Here is a 14,275-nt window from a genome sequence, read left to right as displayed (position 1 = left end):
GCCGCCACCGATAAAGGTGGCGGACAGGGCGTGGCTCGAAAACCGGTTGCTAGACAAAACCGGCGGGTACAAGACCCCCACGCCCCGCCCGCCATAGCCGGCAGACGGATTGCCAGCCGGCACCACGCGAGGTGATGCCGGCTGGCAAGCGCAAACTTACGTCTAGCAATCCGGGTTTTCGAGTCCCGACCACCGATGCACGGTGGCACAGTAACGATTACCTGCTGCTGTTCGGAATGCCAACGGGTAGGGGGCAATGCCGCCAAAACCCGAGACGCTTTTGGCATTGTCGCATAGCGCCGGAAGCGGCGAGAGCGTTGGCGTGCTAGGCGCAGCGGCACTTCTGGAACGGAGTCGTCAGAACCTTCCACCAGAGACGCAAGGCACGGCAAATGCGACAACATCGGGCCGACGGCAATGTGTGATCGCCATTGCGAAGGAACCGGTGCGAGGGCAGCTGATGAGTGCCGCGTACTTCGCCTCCATGCATGAGTGACTTTTTGCCTATTGACCCCACAGGGCGTCACGCAGAATCTGACTACTGCTGTAGTCACCCGGAACTGTCCTGCCCGGAGCAGGAAGGCTCTGCGGCGTTTGAACGGATTCCACCCACTGGCGCAGGCCAAAACAAGGATCACTGTGCGTGCTACGCCGCAATCGACTTCTCCTTTCCGCCGGTCTGGTCCCGCTTCCGTGGTTCCTGTTCTGGACCAGCGTTGCCGCCGTGTTTGCACCGGGCTACAACCCGCTTGCACAGCACGCCAGCGAGCTGCTGCAGGCGCCAACGCTTGCAAGCATCTGCGGCAGGATCGCGGCTATCGGCTCCGGTGTGGGTTTCGTGGCGTTCTCCATCGGTGTATGGCGGGAGTCCGGTCGCCGGATTGCCCTAGGAGCGATCTGCTGGATGATCTTTGGCATCTCCATGCTGACCAACGGGCTCTGGCCCATGGGCCATCCGATGCACGGCTTCTACACCATCGGCATCGCAAACATCATTGCACCGGCGATGTCGCACATCGAGTTGAGCGCGTGGTCTGCCAACCGCAGGGCCTATGCCGTGACCGCTATGGTGAGCGTCGGGGGAATCGTCTATCTCTGGTTGAACGTGGTGGGAGCGGACCCGGATGGCTTCAGAGGGCTGACACAGCGGCTGTTCTCGTCGATCAACTCGCTGTGGCCATTCCTGGTGGCGCTGTACCTGCTGCGAAGGGATTCCAACGAGCTGAAGACGCACCTCGAGCACTGATGGGCACACATGCGGGTTGATGTGTTCAATTGGTGGACGGCCCACTACTTCTGACTGGATGAAGGACCTCACGCGATGAAGCTTCCAGCCCGCTTCTGGGTGCATCTTTTCAGTCATCTGGGGTTCGTCGGGATCCTGGCCGGGCTGTTGGCCGGCTGGGTCGGGACGTTCTTCGAAGCCCTTGCCGGTCATTCCCATACCGCAACCGACGCCGCCCGGGTGGGCGACGTTGGAACGCTGTTCGGGTTCTGCATGCTTGCCCTGTTGCTGCTGGGAGCGCTGACCGTCCCTGGCGAGCTGTTCGGGCTGATCAGGCCGTACGACCGCAAGGCGCCCTATCGGCACGAGGCGCAGGCGATGCATCGGAAGGTGTTGCTGATTGTCGTGGCGGTACTGTCCTGGGCGGGCCTGACTGCGGCGTTCGTCATTGGGTCGATGATGCGCTCCAGCTAGGTGCTGATGGTGGTGCTGGCATCTTCGGATTCCTCGGCAGAAGGAATCGGCGGGTTCGACACGGGAAGCCGGGCGGAGTGGTGATTCATCCGGAATCGGTTGGCCTGACCAGGGACAGCCTGCGGATTGAGGTGATACCGGTGCGGTCGCCGCGATGAGACGACTGGAGGATGAGATGCCGTGTGGCACGATTCGCGGATAAGGGCCACACGAGCGTGTTGATAGGAAGACGCCGACGTGCCCCGGCGGCGTCTTCCTCCATCAATTGATGATCTCCCCACTCCCGGAAGCAACAAACGCCTTCAACTGCCGAACGAACTCCGCGTCGTAGGCTTCCCACTCAACAATCTCCCCAACCACCCGCAACGGCTGCGCACTCCGATACGACCGCGTCGGGTTCCCGGGAAACTTCTTGTTGGTCACGTTCGGATCGTCCTCAAACGGCCCGGTCGGCTCCACCACATACACGCGCGGCCGCCCCTCACCTTTGGCCATCTCCGCAGCCAGCCCGGCGCCCTTGGCAATCGTGGTGAAGTAGATGTGGTTCATCACCACACTGTCGCGATAGTTGGAGCGAAAGCCCGCGCTCAGCAGTTCGCCCACCGCGAGGTCAGCGCGGGTGCCGTGATAGAACGGCCCGGCAACCTGGTGGCAGGTGTCATGCGAAACGGGTGTCCATTCGGTGTCCTGCGCCATCGGCACTGCCCCTGCGTGTCCTGCCGGATCGACAGGCCGGCGAGTCTAGGGCGCCCGGTGGGCCTTGCTGCAAGGCCCCATCCGGGAAATACTCTGTAGTGGGAGGCGCGGTGCGCCTCCTTTTTTATTCTGCGGCGCCGCGCCCTTCCAGTTCACGCACGGCGGTTTCCAGCGCATCCAGCTTCTCGCGGGTTTTCAGCAGCACGGCGCGCTGCACTTCGAACTCCTCGCGGGTGACCAGGTCGAGCTTGGCCAGGCCGGCCTGCAGCGCGCTCTTGAAGGTGGCCTGCAGTTCCTCGCGCGATTCGCGCAGGCCCGGCGGCACCAGGTCGCTGAGGCGACGGGCGAGGTCATCGATGTGGTTCAGGTCGATCATGGGGTGCTCCGTGGGGGTGGGCCCGTGCATCCGGCGCGGGCAGGCCATTCGGGCACAAGGATACTGCCGGCACCCATCGCCCGGACAGGCGGCGGCGGCTTCGCACGGGCCGCGTTCAGGCGCTATCCTCCACGCCGGAAGACAGGAGATAGACGATGAAGATGGTCATGGCGGTGATCAAGCCGTTCAAGCTTGACGACGTGCGCGAAGCGCTGGCCGAGCGTGGGGTCACCGGGATCACGGTGACGGAAGTGAAGGGCTTTGGTCGCCAGAAGGGTCATACCGAGCTGTACCGCGGCGCGGAGTATGTGGTCGATTTCCTGCCGAAGGTGAAGCTGGAAGTGGCGGTGACCGATGACCAGGTTGAGGCGGTGGTTGAGGCGATCGTGAAGGCCGCCGGGACCGGGAAGATTGGTGACGGCAAGGTGTTCGTGTACGACCTGGGCAGCGTGGTGCGTATTCGTACCGGTGAGCTGGACGCGGACGCGTTGTAACCCGTTCGGCAGGATGTTGTAGAGCCGAGCCGATGCTCGGCTTGCTCTTTGTAGAGTCGAGCTTGCTCGACTGCTCTGCGCTTCAGTCGAGCAAGCTCGACTCTACAAAGAGCGGTAAAGCGGTCGAGCAAGCTCGACCCCTACCAAAGCAAAGCATTTACCGGCGCTTCGCCCACGTATAGAACCGCTTCCAGCCCTGCCGCACCGCCGCCACCCAACCCGGGTCGGCCACCAGTGCGGCCTGCGCGGCACTCGGCGCTTGGCCGGTTACGCGCTGGCGGATCTTCAGCAGGTTCTTCATGTCGCTGCGGCGCATCTGCCGGCTCAGCGGGTTGCGGCGCAGCCAACGCGGGGCCCGCCAGGCCGAGGTGAAGTCCAGCAGCACCGGTACGCCGCTGCTGACCACCACGTTGGTGCCATGCAGGTCGTTGTGGGTGATGCCGGCGGCGTGCAGGCGGCTGAGCGCGTGCTGCAGCTGCTCGAACACTTCATTGCCCACGGCCTGTGCGGTGCTCAGGGTCTGGCCGGGAATGAACTCCATGCCCAGCGCCAGGCCACCGAGGGTGCCGAGCAGCGCGGGGGCATGCTTCCAGCCGCCGAGGCGCTGTAGCATGCGGGCTTCACGGCGCACCATCAGCCGCGCGATCAGCGAAACGGGAGTGCCGCGGTAGCGGGAATAGTCCTTGATGACCGCCTCGCGCCCGTCCAGGCAGGTACGGTAGACGTCGGGGGCCAGGAAGCGTTCGCCGCGCTTGAGCAGCAGCGGGGTGGCGGCGTCATCGCCGCAGGAGGAGGGGGGCAGCGCGGGAAGATACATGTCGGGGTCTCGGACGACCCGGTGGGTGGCGCAAAGCGTCAAGCGAACCGGTGTTACAGGGAGTTACTAAGTTTTCGTTAATTTTAGTACTCGCCAGTTCGCTATTCCACGATTTGTCGGAGAAATGTCGGGGTCGTGGCTGGAACAGTTCGTCGCGCCCAATCGGACAATTCTGTCTCACTTTGTCGGTGATTCTTTCAGAATCAATAGGTTGCGTTTCGCTCTATTTCGTTCATCCGCGGCCCGCTGAACGTCACGCACGTCCAGCTTGACCCCGACGCACGGCCTGCCGACCATAAGCTGTTAATTCGCGACATCGGCGGCCGCCCCTTCCTGGCACGTCCCCGTCCCCTGCCGCGGTCCCCACCGGTGCTGGCCGTCCGGCCGTGCATCGCCCTGATTCCCGTTCCGGCTGCGGCTGGAGGAAAGTGTTTTGATCATCAAAATCGTCATTGCAGCGCTGTTCGTCGCCTGCGTGCTGTACATCCACTTCCGTGGCAAGGTCCGCGCGCGCTGGTCGCGCCAGCTGCTGGACCACTCCAGTTTCATGGCCCCGATCAACGTGGTCATGTACATGTTCTCGAAGGTGCCGACCACGCCGTTCCTGGACCCGGCCAAGGAATTCCCGCAGCTGGAGCCGCTGCGCCAGAACTGGCAGATGATCCGCGACGAGGCGCTGGCGCTGCGCGATGCACAGAAGATCGCTGCGTCCAGCACGTTCAACGACGCCGGCTTCAACTCGTTCTTCCGCCGTGGCTGGAAGCGCTTCTACCTGAAGTGGTACGGCCCGTCGCACCCGTCGGCGAAGGCGATGTGTCCCAAGACCACCGCGCTGCTGGAGTCGCTGCCGGACGTGCGTGCGGCGATGTTCGCGCAGCTGCCTTCGGGCAGCGAACTGCGCCCGCACCGCGACCCGTTCGCCGGTTCGCTGCGCCTGCACCTGGGCCTGGCCACGCCCAACAACGACGGCTGCTACATCGAAGTGGACGGCATCAAGAAGAGCTGGCGCGACGGCGAGTGGATGATGTTCGACGAGACCTACATCCACCACGCGCACAACGAGACGCCGGATGATCGCGTGATCCTGTTCTGCGACATCGCCCGCCCGCTGCGCTTCGGCCTGCCGGGCCTGTTCAACCGCGCGGTGGCGGCCACGCTGCTGGCCGGTGGTGCCTCGCCGAACCTGCCGGGTGACCCGACCGGTGGCGTCAACAAGGCCTTTGGCAGCGTCTACAAGGTGCGCCTGAAGGCCAAGGCGCTGCGTGAGCGCAGCGTGGTGGCTTACCAGGTCATCAAGTGGGGCCTGGTGGTGGCGGTGATCGCGGGTATCTGGGCGCTTTGAATTGTAGAGTCGAGCCATGCTCGACTGCATTTCGGTCAGATCGCGGTAGCCCTGCAGAAGAGCAGTCGAGCATGGCTCGACTCTACAGAAAGCAAAAACCCGCGCTGTTGCCAGCGCGGGTTTTTTGTTGGATCAACCCTTCAGTGCCGCCTGCACGAACGGCGGGGTCACCAGCACGCCGGTGTGCAGCGCGGCGGTGTAGTACAGGGTGTTGAAGGTCTTGGCGGCCGAGTCGGCCTGGCGGAAGTCGAAGCTGCTGTCGCCCTTGCGCGCCATGGTCACGCTCCACCAGCCGGTGGGGTAGCACGGCTGCGGGAACGGCAGGGTCTTGAACGAGCCGAAGCCGGCCTTGCCCATCTCGGTGCGCATTTCGTTGATCAGGTCCAGCTGCATCAGCGGCGACTCGGACTGCTGCACCAGGATGCCGTCGTCCTTCAGGGCCTTGAAGCAGCTCTCGTAGAAGGCCTTGTTGAACAGGCCTTCGCCGGGGCCGACCGGGTCGGTCGAATCGACGATCACCACGTCCACGCTGCCGGCCGGGCAGTTGGCCATGTAGGCCACGCCGTCGTCGAACAGCAGCTCGGCGCGGGCGTCGTCGTTGGAGTCGCACAGTTCCGGGAAGTGCTTGCGCGCCATCACCGTGACCTGCTCGTCGATATCGCACTGGGTCACGCTCTCCACGCCGGTGTGCTTGAGCACTTCGCGCAGGGTGCCGCAGTCGCCGCCACCGATGATCACCACGCGCTTGGGCGCGGCGTGGGTGAACAGCACCGGGTGGCTGATCATCTCGTGGTAGAAGAAGTTGTCCTTGCTGGTCAGCATGATGGCCCCGTCGATGGTCATCAGGTTGCCCCAGTCGGTGGTCTGGAAGATCTCGATCTTCTGGAACGGCGACTGCACCTCGTCCAGCTTGCCGGTGATGCGGTAGCCGATGGCCGAGCCGGTGCGCTCGAAGTGCTCGATGTACCAGTTGTTGCTGTCAGTCATTTGAAAACAGTCCTGTTCGGAGAGGTGAAGCCGGGCTGGCGGGCGGGGCCGCGTGGCACAGATGCCACATCCGGACGGATCGGCCCGTTCAGGTTGAAACCTGTCACGGGCGCGGGCGCGCATGATAACGAACCTGTGGGCATATAGGCGTTATCATGCCCCCCCTTTTATTGCCAACAAGGCCGACTGAAATGACCGATTGGTCCCTCGACCAAGCCCGCAAGACCTACTCGATCCCGCATTGGGCGGACGGTTACTTCGACGTGGATCAGGCCGGGCACATGGTGGTGAGACCGACCGGGGCGGACGGCCCGGTGGTGTCGCTGCCCAAGGTGGTCGACGCGGCCCGTGCGGCCGGCGCCAAGCTGCCGTTGCTGGTGCGCTTCCCGGACATCCTCGGCCAGCGCCTGGGCAAGCTGCAGGCGGCCTTCGGCCAGGCCCAGCAGGACTGGGAGTACAGCGGCGGCTACACCGCCGTGTACCCGATCAAGGTCAACCAGACCCGCGGCGTGGCCGGCACCCTGGCCAGCCACCACGGCGAAGGCTTTGGCCTGGAAGCAGGCAGCAAGCCCGAGCTGATGGCCGTGCTGGCGCTGTCGCGCCCGGGTGGCCTGATCGTCTGCAACGGTTACAAGGACCGCGAGTACATCCGCCTGGCCCTGATTGGCCGCAAGCTGGGCCTGCAGACCTTCATCGTCATCGAGAAGCCTTCCGAACTGAAGCTGGTGCTGGAAGAGTCCAAGGCGCTGGACGTGAAGCCGGGCCTGGGCGTGCGCATGCGCCTGGCCTCGCTGGGCGCCGGCAAGTGGCAGAACAGCGGTGGCGACAAGGCCAAGTTCGGCCTGTCGCCGCGCCAGCTGCTGGACCTGTGGAAGTCGCTGCGTGACACCGAGTACGCCGACTGCCTGAACCTGCTTCACTTCCACATGGGTTCGCAGATCTCCAACGTGCGCGACATCGCCAACGGCATGCGCGAAGCCACCCGCTACTTCGTGGAGTTGTCGCGCCTGGGCGCGAAGATCACCCACGTCGATGTGGGCGGTGGCCTGGGCGTGGATTACGAAGGCACCCGTTCGCGCAGCTTCTGCTCGATCAACTACGGCCTGCATTCCTATGCCAGCAACATCGTGCAGCCGCTGGCCAATGCCTGCGAAGAGTTCGGCCTGACCCCGCCGCGCATCGTCACCGAGTGCGGCCGCGCGATGACCGCGCACCACGCGGTGCTGATCGCCAACGTCTCGGAAGTGGAGGAGGCGCAGGAAGGCCGCGTGCCGGACCAGCACGACGACGAGCCGGCGGCGATCCGCCACCTGCGCGAGATCCACGACGAGCTGGACGTGCGCCCGGCGGTGGAGCTGTTCCAGGAAGCACAGCACTTCCACGCCGAAGGCCTGGCCAGCTATGCGCTGGGCCAGATCGACCTGCCGCAGCGTGCGCGCATCGACGATCTGTTCTACGCCATCGCCCATGGCGTGCGTGCGCGCCTGAGCTACGACGAGAAGAGCCATCGCCCGGTGCTGGACGAACTGAACGAGCGCCTGGTCGACAAGTACTTCGTCAACTTCAGCGTGTTCGAATCGATCCCGGACGTGTGGGCGATCGACCAGGTGTTCCCGATCGTGCCGATCGAGCGCCTGGACGAAACCCCGGACCGTCGCGGCATCATCGCCGACATGACCTGCGACTCGGACGGCATGGTGGAAACCTATGTCGAGAACGAGAGCCTGGACAGCTCGCTGCCGCTGCACAAGATGAAGCCGGGCGAGAGCTACCGCATCGGCTTCTTCATGGTCGGCGCCTACCAGGAAATCCTGGGCGACATCCACAACCTGTTCGGCGATACCGACGCGGTGGAAGTGCTGGCCGACGCCGATGGCTATGCCATCACCCAGCAGCGCCGTGGCGACACCACCGACGTGATGCTGGATTACGTGGGTTACCGCCTGGACGAACTGCGCGCCACCTATGCGCAGCGCGTGGCCGAGGCGCAGCTGTCGCCGGAACGCGCGCAGGAGTTGTCGGAGGCGCTGGAAGCCGGCCTGACCGGTTACACCTACCTGTCCGACGAACCGCTGGTCTGATGGACGGCGCCGGGTTTGCCCGGCGCCGCCGTTGCCGATGAGCGCGCGCGCGATCTTCCACCTGTTCCTGCATGCCGCCGTGCCAGCCCTGCTGGCATGGCTGTTCTGGCGCAAGCGCTTCGCCTCGGCGTGGTTGCTGATGCTGCTGGGCTGGATCATCGACCTGGATCATCTGCTGGCCGATCCGATCTATGCGCCGAACCGCTGCAGCATCGGGTTCCACCCCTTGCACACCGCACCGGCCATCGCGGTCTATGTGGGGCTGTGCGTGCCGAAGAAAACGCGGTTGTTCGGCATCGGTTTGATCATCCACATCGTGCTGGACGCGATTGACTGCTGGTGGATGCATCACCGTTGATGGGACGCGCCGAGCCGAGCATGGGCTCGGCCCTACAGCAGCCCGTTGCCTCATCGTCCGTTTTAGAGCGAACCCACGCTCGGCTGCGCCTGGGTATGCCTCGGCTCCACTCAGTCAGTCGGCGCCAGCGGCAGTTCCAGCCGCGCGCGCAATCCCGGGTTTTCATTCGACAGGCGCAGTGACCCATCGTGGCTGGCCGCGATCTCCGCAGCGATCGCCAGGCCCAATCCACTGCCTTCCACCCGCTCGTCCAGGCGCACGCCGCGCTGCAGGACACTTTCCAGCTTGGTCTTGTCCAGCCCGGGGCCGTCATCGCGCACCTCGATATGCAGCCGGTCGTTCTGGGCCAGGGCACGCAGGCGGACTTCGCTGCGCGCCCACTTGCCGGCGTTGTCCATCAGGTTGCCGAGCATTTCTTCCAGGTCGGTGCTGGCACCGGCAAAGGCCAGGCCCGGCGCAACGTCCATCTGGAAGCGGATGCGACGGCCGGCATGCACGCGGGTCATCAGCCGGCACAGTGCTTCGGCAGCCGGGGCCACCTCGCTGCGCTGGCGATGGTCCACGGCCAGACCGGCGGCCAGATAGCGGTCGATGCTGGCGCGCATGCGTGCGCCCTGTTCGTGCAGGGTGCGGCGCCAGTCGCGGCCTTCGCCCTGCGCTTCAGCGGCCAGAACGCTCAGCGGCGTCTTCAGTGCATGTGCCAGGTCCTCGGCGCTGCTGCGCGCGCGCGCGACCATGCGCTGGTGGTGGTCCAGCAACGCATCGAGCTCATCGGCCAGCGGCGCGATTTCCCGGTCCAGCTGGCTGCGGTCGATGCGTTCGGCCTCGCCACGGCGGATGCGTTCCAGCTGCTGGCCCAGCCCACGCAGCGGGCGCAGGCCGAAGTGCACCTGGCTGGCCAGCACCGCCAGCCAGGCCGCAACCAGGATGCCCAGTGCCAACGCACTGCGCTGGCGGAATGCGGCGATGTCGGCATCCAGCGCACTGCGGTCGTTGGCCACCACGGCCACATAGGTCTGCGTGGCGCGGGGCAGGCGCACCTGCTGCACGCGCGCACGCAGCGATTGCTGCATCGGCCCGCCCAGGTTGCGTTCGACCGGGCCATCGGCGCTGGCGGCCAGGGTCTGGTCCCACAACGAGCGTGACTGCAGCAGCACCTTGCCCTGGCTGTCGGCGATCTGCCAGTACGCACCGGAAAACACCCGCTGGAAGCGCGCGTCGTTCGGTTCCTGGCGCAGGCGCAGCTGCCCTTCCGGATCCACTTCCGCCTGCGCGAGCAGGGTCAGCATGTCCTGCTGCAGTTCGTGGTCGAGGCGGTCATGCGCGCTGCGCTTGAACAGTTCGCCCAGCAGGACGCTGGCCAGTGCCGAGACCAGCACCAGGCCGATGCCGGCCACCAGCAGCAGCCGCCGGCGCAGCGAAGGTTGCCGCGCGCTCATGCCTCTGCCAGCCGCCAACCCTGGCCGCGCACGGTATGGATCAGCTCAATGCCCAGCTTGCGGCGCAACCGCCCGAGCAGCACGTCCAGCGCGTTCGAATCCGGATCGTAGCCGCCTTCGAAGACCTGCTCGCCGAGGCGGTCGCGGCTGATCACGCTGCCGGTGTGGTGGATGAAGTAACTCAACACGCGGAACTCCTGCGGGCTCAGCGGCAACACCTGCCCATCCAGTTCAAAGCGGCCGGCGTTGACGTCCAGTTGCAGCGGACCGCAGTGCAGGCGTGGGCTGGCGTGGCCGTGGCTGCGGCGGATCAGTGCACGCAGGCGCAGCACCAGTTCGTCGGGCTGGAAGGGTTTGGTGAGGTAATCGTCGGCACCGGCGTCAAAGCCGGCCAGCTTGTCATGCCAGCGCCCGCGCGCGGTCAGTATCAGCACCGGGAAGCTGCGGCCATTGCCGCGCCAGCGCTCGATCACGCTCAATCCATCCAGCCCGGGCAGGCCCAGGTCGACGATGGCCGCCTGCAGATCCTCGATCTGGCCGATCTCCTCGGCCTGGCGGCCGTCGGCGACCACCTCGACCACGTAGCCAGCCTGCTCCAGCAACGGCAGCAGGCGCTGTGCCAGCGCGGCATCGTCTTCAGCCAACAGGATGCGCATCAGTCGTCCAGTTCCGTCTTCAGCAGCTTTCCACTCCGCGCATCATAGTCCAGCTCCACCACTACGCCGTCGCCGCGCAGGATCTCCACTTCGTAGACGCCATCGTCCAGCTCCACTTCCAACAGCTGGCCGGGGTAACGACGGAGCGCATCGCGCACCACGCCTTCCAGCGGCACATAGCGGCCTTGCTGCACGGCACGGCGTGCGACCTGCTGCGCCGGATCCTGTGCCGGCGCGGCGGTGGTCGGGGCGCTGGCCAGGGCCAGCAGCAGGGGCAGGGTGGAGAGCATCGGGGCGCAGGGCGGGCTGTACGAACAGGCGTGAGTGTGCCGGGGCTGACTAACAGCTGGCTAACAGTGCCGGCTAAGGAGCTGTTAACCACGGGGTGCATTGTGGCGTTGCCGGGATGGTCCGGCCACGAACACGAACAGGAGAACCCCCATGTTGAAGTCGCTCACCCTCGCCACTGTTGCTCTGCTGGCCATCGCACCGGCCGCACAGGCTGCACCGCTGGGCATGGCCCAGGTCGAACAGACCCTGCGCAAGGCCGGCTACACCCAGATCCACGAGATCGAACGCGATGATGGCCTGTGGGAGGCTGACGTGAGCCGCGCCGATGGCCGCTTCAGCGAGGTCTACGTTGACCCCAAGACCGGCGAGATCTTCGACGAGCACAGCGGTCGCGCGCTGTTGACCACCGAGCAGGTGCTGGCACGGGCACAGGCGCATGGCCTGCGCGAGATCCATTCGCTGGAACGCGATGGTGCGACCTGGTCGCTGGAAGCCCGCAATGCCCGCAACCAGAAGGTGGACGTGCGCCTGAGCGGCTATGACGGCCGCATCCTGCACAGCGAGCGCGATGGCTGGCTGGATTGATTCGCGTGCCGGTAGGTGCCGGCCGCTGGCCGGCACACGGGGAGAAAGCGTGTCGACCAAGGTCGACACCTACCAAGCGTACGCAGCGGTAGCGGCCGACCCTGGTCGGCCCAGGCCCGACGCGGCGCTTACCAGCCAAACGGCGGCGGGTAATCCCAGTAGCCCGGGCCGCGGCCGTAGTAGCCGCCGTACGGGCCGTAGAAGCCCGGGCCCTTGCCTTCGCTCACGTGGATGTTGACGTTGACCCCGTGGGTCTTGCCTTCATCGGTGGTGTAGTTCTTGCTCAGGTTCAGTGTGGCGGCGTTGTAGTGGCTGTTGCCACCGTTCTTGGAATAGCCGATGCCGGTAGTGAAGCTGCCGGACACTTTGACCTTGTCGTCGGTGACGTCGGCGATCTTCGCGTCGTCGTGCACGCGCGGGCCGCTCTTGTCACCGTAGTACGTGCCCGGCGGGTCCTGCTGCAGGGCCGGGTCGTTGAGGTAGCGCATCGGCGCCTGCGGCAGCGTCAGGTCCAGGCCGGCGGCCTGCGGCGCGGTGGCGCCAGCGGCGGACTGGGCCAGCACGGTTCCCGGCAGGGCCAGGCACAGCAGCAGGGTCAGGGGGCGGATCATGACGGCGCTCCAGCGGACAGGTGGCCACGCAACACGCGGCGGTACAGGCCGACGCTAGCAGGGGTTGCTTGAATGATGCCTGTCGGCGCCGGATTGGGGTAGAGCCAGGCCATGCCTGGCTGCAGGTCACAGCCGCCCGAACCCGAACAGCCCTTCCAGCGCATGCCTGCGCCGCTCGATCCGGGCCCGCAGCAGCTGGGCGCCGATCATCGAATAAGTGATGCCGTTGCCGCCGTAGGCCATGGCGAAATGCACCCGTGGCCCCCACTGATCGTGCGGGCCGAAGAACGGCAGGCCGTCGGCGGTTTCGGCGAAGGTGCCGGCCCAGGAGAAGGCGGGCACCGGATCCAGCCGCGGGAACCAGTGCTGGAGCTGTTTCATCAGCTTGTCGGCCTTGCGCTCTACGCGCCGATCGCGGCGGGCGGGGATGTCGATGGCGTCGTCCAGCCCGCCCACCAGCAGGCGGCGGTCGCCGGTGGCGCGCAGGTAGAGGTAGGGGCGTGCGCTCTCCCACACCATCGTGTTGCGCAGCCGGCCCAGCACGTCCGCATCGATCGGGTCGGTGATGAAGGCATAGCTGCTGCGGTTGCGTGCGACGCGCTGATGCAGCCAGCGTTGGTTGGCATAGCCCATTGCCAGCACCACGTGGCGGGCGTGGATCGTGGCGCCGTCCTCGGTGAGGGCGGTTACCCCGCGCGCGCTGGGCGTGAGCGTGTGCAGTACCGTACGGTCATGCACATTGCCGCCGCGCCGGCGCACGCGTTGCAGCAGCGCATAGGTCAGGCGATAGGGATCGACCCGCGCCGCCTGGCGCGTGAGCAGGGCACCGCCGGCGTCCACGTCGAAGCGCTTCCGCAGTGCCTCCGGGCCCAGCCAGCGGGCATCCAGGCCGATTCCGCGCCGTGCCTCACCTTCGGCCATCAGGCGCGGCACGTCGCGATGGCGGCTGGCCAGGTACAGGCTGTCCATGCGCTGGAAATCAACGTCCTTCAGGCCGCGAGCCACGTCGCCCAGGGCCGGAATCGCCTCGGCACACGCCCGATAGGCAAGCGCGGCGGCGTCCTGGCCATAGTGTTGGGCCAGCTCCATCAGATAGGTATCGATCTCGTACTGCAGCAGCGCGGTGCTGGCGGCGGTGCTGCCCCAGCCGATGTCGCGCTGCTCGATCACCGCCACGTCGTGGCCATGCCGGGACAGTTCGTTGGCAATCAGCGCACCGGTGATGCCGCCGCCGACCACCAGCACGTCGCAGCGCAGATCCTTTTCCAATGGCGGAAACGCTTGGATCAATCCATTGCGTACCGCCCACCAGGGGTAACCGCTCTTCAGGTCCATGGCCGTGTGCTGATCAGGCCGTGGGCTGGCCGGTATGCGGGGTCTGGATCAGTTCGGACAGATCGAAGCCCTGCAGGCGGGCGGCGGCCAGATAATGGTCCTGCACGGTAGCGTCCAGCTGCGGTTCGCGGGCCAGCAGCCACAGGTACTTGCGATCGGGGCTGCCGACCAGTGCCACGCTGTAGTCCGGCGCGACCTGGATCACCCAGTAGTCGCCCTTGGCGAACGGCAGCCAGCGCAGGCCCTTGGGCAGGAAGCTCACCTCCAGGCGCGCGCTGTCGTTGTCGACGGCGCAGGCCTCGCCGGTGGCTTCCTCGACCTCGCCGTCCATGCGGCAGCGGTTGGTGACGCCGACGTTGCCGTTGTCGAGCAGGGTGTAGTGCGCCGACACGTCGGTGCAGCCTTCCGGTTCATGGCGCATCGGCAGGCGTGCGATCTCGTACCAGGTGCCCAGGTAGCGGGGCAGCTTGAGGTCGGCGACGGTTTTCAGCGGCGGGTGCTCGGTCAT

Annotated in this window: 17 protein-coding genes; 7 read left to right on the top strand and 10 right to left on the bottom strand. The window is 65.9% G+C overall.

Annotation, left to right across the window (positions count from 1 at the left end; translation table 11 throughout):
- The first annotated feature begins 643 nt into the window (after positions 1-643).
- Positions 644-1,246 carry a DUF998 domain-containing protein gene (locus tag N7573_RS03925; protein WP_121504213.1) on the top strand — a complete coding sequence of 201 codons (603 nt, stop codon included), beginning with the start codon at positions 644-646 and terminating at the stop codon, positions 1,244-1,246.
- Between the two features lie 75 nt (positions 1,247-1,321).
- Positions 1,322-1,699 carry a hypothetical protein gene (locus N7573_RS03920; protein ID WP_049421112.1) on the top strand — a complete coding sequence of 126 codons (378 nt, stop codon included), beginning with the start codon at positions 1,322-1,324 and terminating at the stop codon, positions 1,697-1,699.
- Positions 1,700-1,960: 261 nt separating this feature from the next.
- Here the strand turns inward: N7573_RS03920 and arr are convergent, their stop codons facing one another.
- A complete protein-coding gene (arr, locus tag N7573_RS03915) occupies positions 1,961-2,395 on the bottom strand; it encodes an NAD(+)--rifampin ADP-ribosyltransferase (RefSeq protein WP_279911972.1) in 435 nt (144 codons plus the stop codon).
- 124 nt (positions 2,396-2,519) lie between these two features.
- Positions 2,520-2,771, bottom strand: a complete 252-nt coding sequence (locus N7573_RS03910; RefSeq protein ID WP_049456468.1) for an accessory factor UbiK family protein — start codon at positions 2,769-2,771, stop codon at positions 2,520-2,522.
- A gap of 155 nt (positions 2,772-2,926) precedes the next feature.
- On the opposite strand from N7573_RS03910, the gene N7573_RS03905 reads away from it, so the two are divergent.
- Positions 2,927-3,265 (top strand): P-II family nitrogen regulator, encoded by a 339-nt coding sequence (locus N7573_RS03905; RefSeq protein WP_005411374.1) that lies wholly within the window; start codon positions 2,927-2,929, stop codon positions 3,263-3,265.
- Between the two features lie 157 nt (positions 3,266-3,422).
- On the opposite strand, the gene N7573_RS03900 is transcribed toward N7573_RS03905, so the two are convergent.
- Complete coding sequence (locus N7573_RS03900; RefSeq protein ID WP_006399523.1) at positions 3,423-4,082, bottom strand: RIO1 family regulatory kinase/ATPase; 660 nt, start codon at positions 4,080-4,082, stop codon at positions 3,423-3,425.
- A 436-nt stretch (positions 4,083-4,518) separates the two neighbouring features.
- Here N7573_RS03900 and N7573_RS03895 point away from each other — a divergent pair, with 436 nt between their 5' ends.
- Positions 4,519-5,424 carry an aspartyl/asparaginyl beta-hydroxylase domain-containing protein gene (locus N7573_RS03895; RefSeq protein ID WP_029550749.1) on the top strand — a complete coding sequence of 302 codons (906 nt, stop codon included), beginning with the start codon at positions 4,519-4,521 and terminating at the stop codon, positions 5,422-5,424.
- A 132-nt stretch (positions 5,425-5,556) separates the two neighbouring features.
- Here N7573_RS03895 and speE read toward each other — a convergent pair whose 3' ends face one another.
- Positions 5,557-6,411, bottom strand: a complete 855-nt coding sequence (gene speE, locus N7573_RS03890) for a polyamine aminopropyltransferase (RefSeq protein ID WP_049400802.1) — start codon at positions 6,409-6,411, stop codon at positions 5,557-5,559.
- Positions 6,412-6,602: 191 nt separating this feature from the next.
- On the opposite strand from speE, the gene speA reads away from it, so the two are divergent.
- Together speA and N7573_RS03880 are read left to right on the top strand one after the other, a co-directional pair.
- Positions 6,603-8,492 (top strand): arginine decarboxylase, encoded by a 1,890-nt coding sequence (gene speA, locus N7573_RS03885; RefSeq protein ID WP_012512349.1) that lies wholly within the window; start codon positions 6,603-6,605, stop codon positions 8,490-8,492.
- 37 nt (positions 8,493-8,529) lie between these two features.
- Positions 8,530-8,850 carry a DUF6122 family protein gene (locus N7573_RS03880; RefSeq protein ID WP_005414728.1) on the top strand — a complete coding sequence of 107 codons (321 nt, stop codon included), beginning with the start codon at positions 8,530-8,532 and terminating at the stop codon, positions 8,848-8,850.
- A 110-nt stretch (positions 8,851-8,960) separates the two neighbouring features.
- On the opposite strand, the gene N7573_RS03875 is transcribed toward N7573_RS03880, so the two are convergent.
- The 3 genes from N7573_RS03875 to N7573_RS03865 are packed head-to-tail and all read right to left on the bottom strand — an operon-like array spanning position 8,961 to position 11,235.
- Positions 8,961-10,289 carry an ATP-binding protein gene (locus N7573_RS03875; RefSeq protein ID WP_110713997.1) on the bottom strand — a complete coding sequence of 443 codons (1,329 nt, stop codon included), beginning with the start codon at positions 10,287-10,289 and terminating at the stop codon, positions 8,961-8,963.
- The gene (locus N7573_RS03870) at positions 10,286-10,945 is read right to left on the bottom strand and encodes a response regulator transcription factor (RefSeq protein ID WP_153854715.1); all 660 of its coding nucleotides are present in this window, start codon (positions 10,943-10,945) and stop codon (positions 10,286-10,288) included. The genes N7573_RS03875 and N7573_RS03870 overlap by 4 nt, the downstream gene beginning before the upstream one ends.
- On the bottom strand, positions 10,945-11,235 hold the full coding sequence (locus tag N7573_RS03865) for a PepSY domain-containing protein (RefSeq protein WP_279911973.1): 291 nt from the start codon (positions 11,233-11,235) through the stop codon (positions 10,945-10,947). The genes N7573_RS03870 and N7573_RS03865 overlap by 1 nt, the downstream gene beginning before the upstream one ends.
- A 151-nt stretch (positions 11,236-11,386) precedes the next feature.
- Between N7573_RS03865 and N7573_RS03860 the strand changes: the two genes are divergently transcribed.
- Complete coding sequence (locus N7573_RS03860; protein ID WP_032127132.1) at positions 11,387-11,821, top strand: PepSY domain-containing protein; 435 nt, start codon at positions 11,387-11,389, stop codon at positions 11,819-11,821.
- A 128-nt stretch (positions 11,822-11,949) separates the two neighbouring features.
- Here N7573_RS03860 and N7573_RS03855 read toward each other — a convergent pair whose 3' ends face one another.
- The 3 genes from N7573_RS03855 to N7573_RS03845 all read right to left on the bottom strand — a co-directional run bounded on the left by N7573_RS03855 (position 11,950) and on the right by N7573_RS03845 (position 14,275).
- Positions 11,950-12,432, bottom strand: a complete 483-nt coding sequence (locus N7573_RS03855) for a hypothetical protein (protein ID WP_049400799.1) — start codon at positions 12,430-12,432, stop codon at positions 11,950-11,952.
- A 126-nt stretch (positions 12,433-12,558) separates the two neighbouring features.
- Complete coding sequence (locus N7573_RS03850) at positions 12,559-13,767, bottom strand: FAD-dependent oxidoreductase (protein WP_279913877.1); 1,209 nt, start codon at positions 13,765-13,767, stop codon at positions 12,559-12,561.
- 13 nt (positions 13,768-13,780) lie between these two features.
- Complete coding sequence (locus N7573_RS03845; protein ID WP_049400797.1) at positions 13,781-14,275, bottom strand: lipocalin family protein; 495 nt, start codon at positions 14,273-14,275, stop codon at positions 13,781-13,783.

Origin of the sequence: Stenotrophomonas sp. GD04054, assembly GCF_029836955.1 — a bacterium.
GTDB lineage: Bacteria > Pseudomonadota > Gammaproteobacteria > Xanthomonadales > Xanthomonadaceae > Stenotrophomonas > Stenotrophomonas maltophilia_A.
Note: the sequence above shows the minus strand (reverse complement) of the source record. Positions and strands in the feature narration are given on the sequence as shown.

What these genes read in the sequence shown, in the direction of transcription:
- N7573_RS03905 (WP_005411374.1), top strand. Translation starts at nt 2,927, where the DNA reads ATGAAGATGGTCATGGCGGTGATCAAGCCGTTCAAGCTTGACGACGTG.
- N7573_RS03880 (WP_005414728.1), top strand. Translation starts at nt 8,530, where the DNA reads ATGAGCGCGCGCGCGATCTTCCACCTGTTCCTGCATGCCGCCGTGCCA.
- N7573_RS03870 (WP_153854715.1), bottom strand. Translation starts at nt 10,945, where the DNA reads ATGCGCATCCTGTTGGCTGAAGACGATGCCGCGCTGGCACAGCGCCTG.
- N7573_RS03855 (WP_049400799.1), bottom strand. Translation starts at nt 12,432, where the DNA reads ATGATCCGCCCCCTGACCCTGCTGCTGTGCCTGGCCCTGCCGGGAACC.
- speA (WP_012512349.1), top strand. Translation starts at nt 6,603, where the DNA reads ATGACCGATTGGTCCCTCGACCAAGCCCGCAAGACCTACTCGATCCCG.
- speE (WP_049400802.1), bottom strand. Translation starts at nt 6,411, where the DNA reads ATGACTGACAGCAACAACTGGTACATCGAGCACTTCGAGCGCACCGGC.
- arr (WP_279911972.1), bottom strand. Translation starts at nt 2,395, where the DNA reads ATGGCGCAGGACACCGAATGGACACCCGTTTCGCATGACACCTGCCAC.
- N7573_RS03845 (WP_049400797.1), bottom strand. Translation starts at nt 14,275, where the DNA reads ATGACCGAGCACCCGCCGCTGAAAACCGTCGCCGACCTCAAGCTGCCC.
- N7573_RS03865 (WP_279911973.1), bottom strand. Translation starts at nt 11,235, where the DNA reads ATGCTCTCCACCCTGCCCCTGCTGCTGGCCCTGGCCAGCGCCCCGACC.
- N7573_RS03910 (WP_049456468.1), bottom strand. Translation starts at nt 2,771, where the DNA reads ATGATCGACCTGAACCACATCGATGACCTCGCCCGTCGCCTCAGCGAC.
- N7573_RS03920 (WP_049421112.1), top strand. Translation starts at nt 1,322, where the DNA reads ATGAAGCTTCCAGCCCGCTTCTGGGTGCATCTTTTCAGTCATCTGGGG.
- N7573_RS03900 (WP_006399523.1), bottom strand. Translation starts at nt 4,082, where the DNA reads ATGTATCTTCCCGCGCTGCCCCCCTCCTCCTGCGGCGATGACGCCGCC.
- N7573_RS03850 (WP_279913877.1), bottom strand. Translation starts at nt 13,767, where the DNA reads ATGGACCTGAAGAGCGGTTACCCCTGGTGGGCGGTACGCAATGGATTG.
- N7573_RS03860 (WP_032127132.1), top strand. Translation starts at nt 11,387, where the DNA reads ATGTTGAAGTCGCTCACCCTCGCCACTGTTGCTCTGCTGGCCATCGCA.
- N7573_RS03875 (WP_110713997.1), bottom strand. Translation starts at nt 10,289, where the DNA reads ATGAGCGCGCGGCAACCTTCGCTGCGCCGGCGGCTGCTGCTGGTGGCC.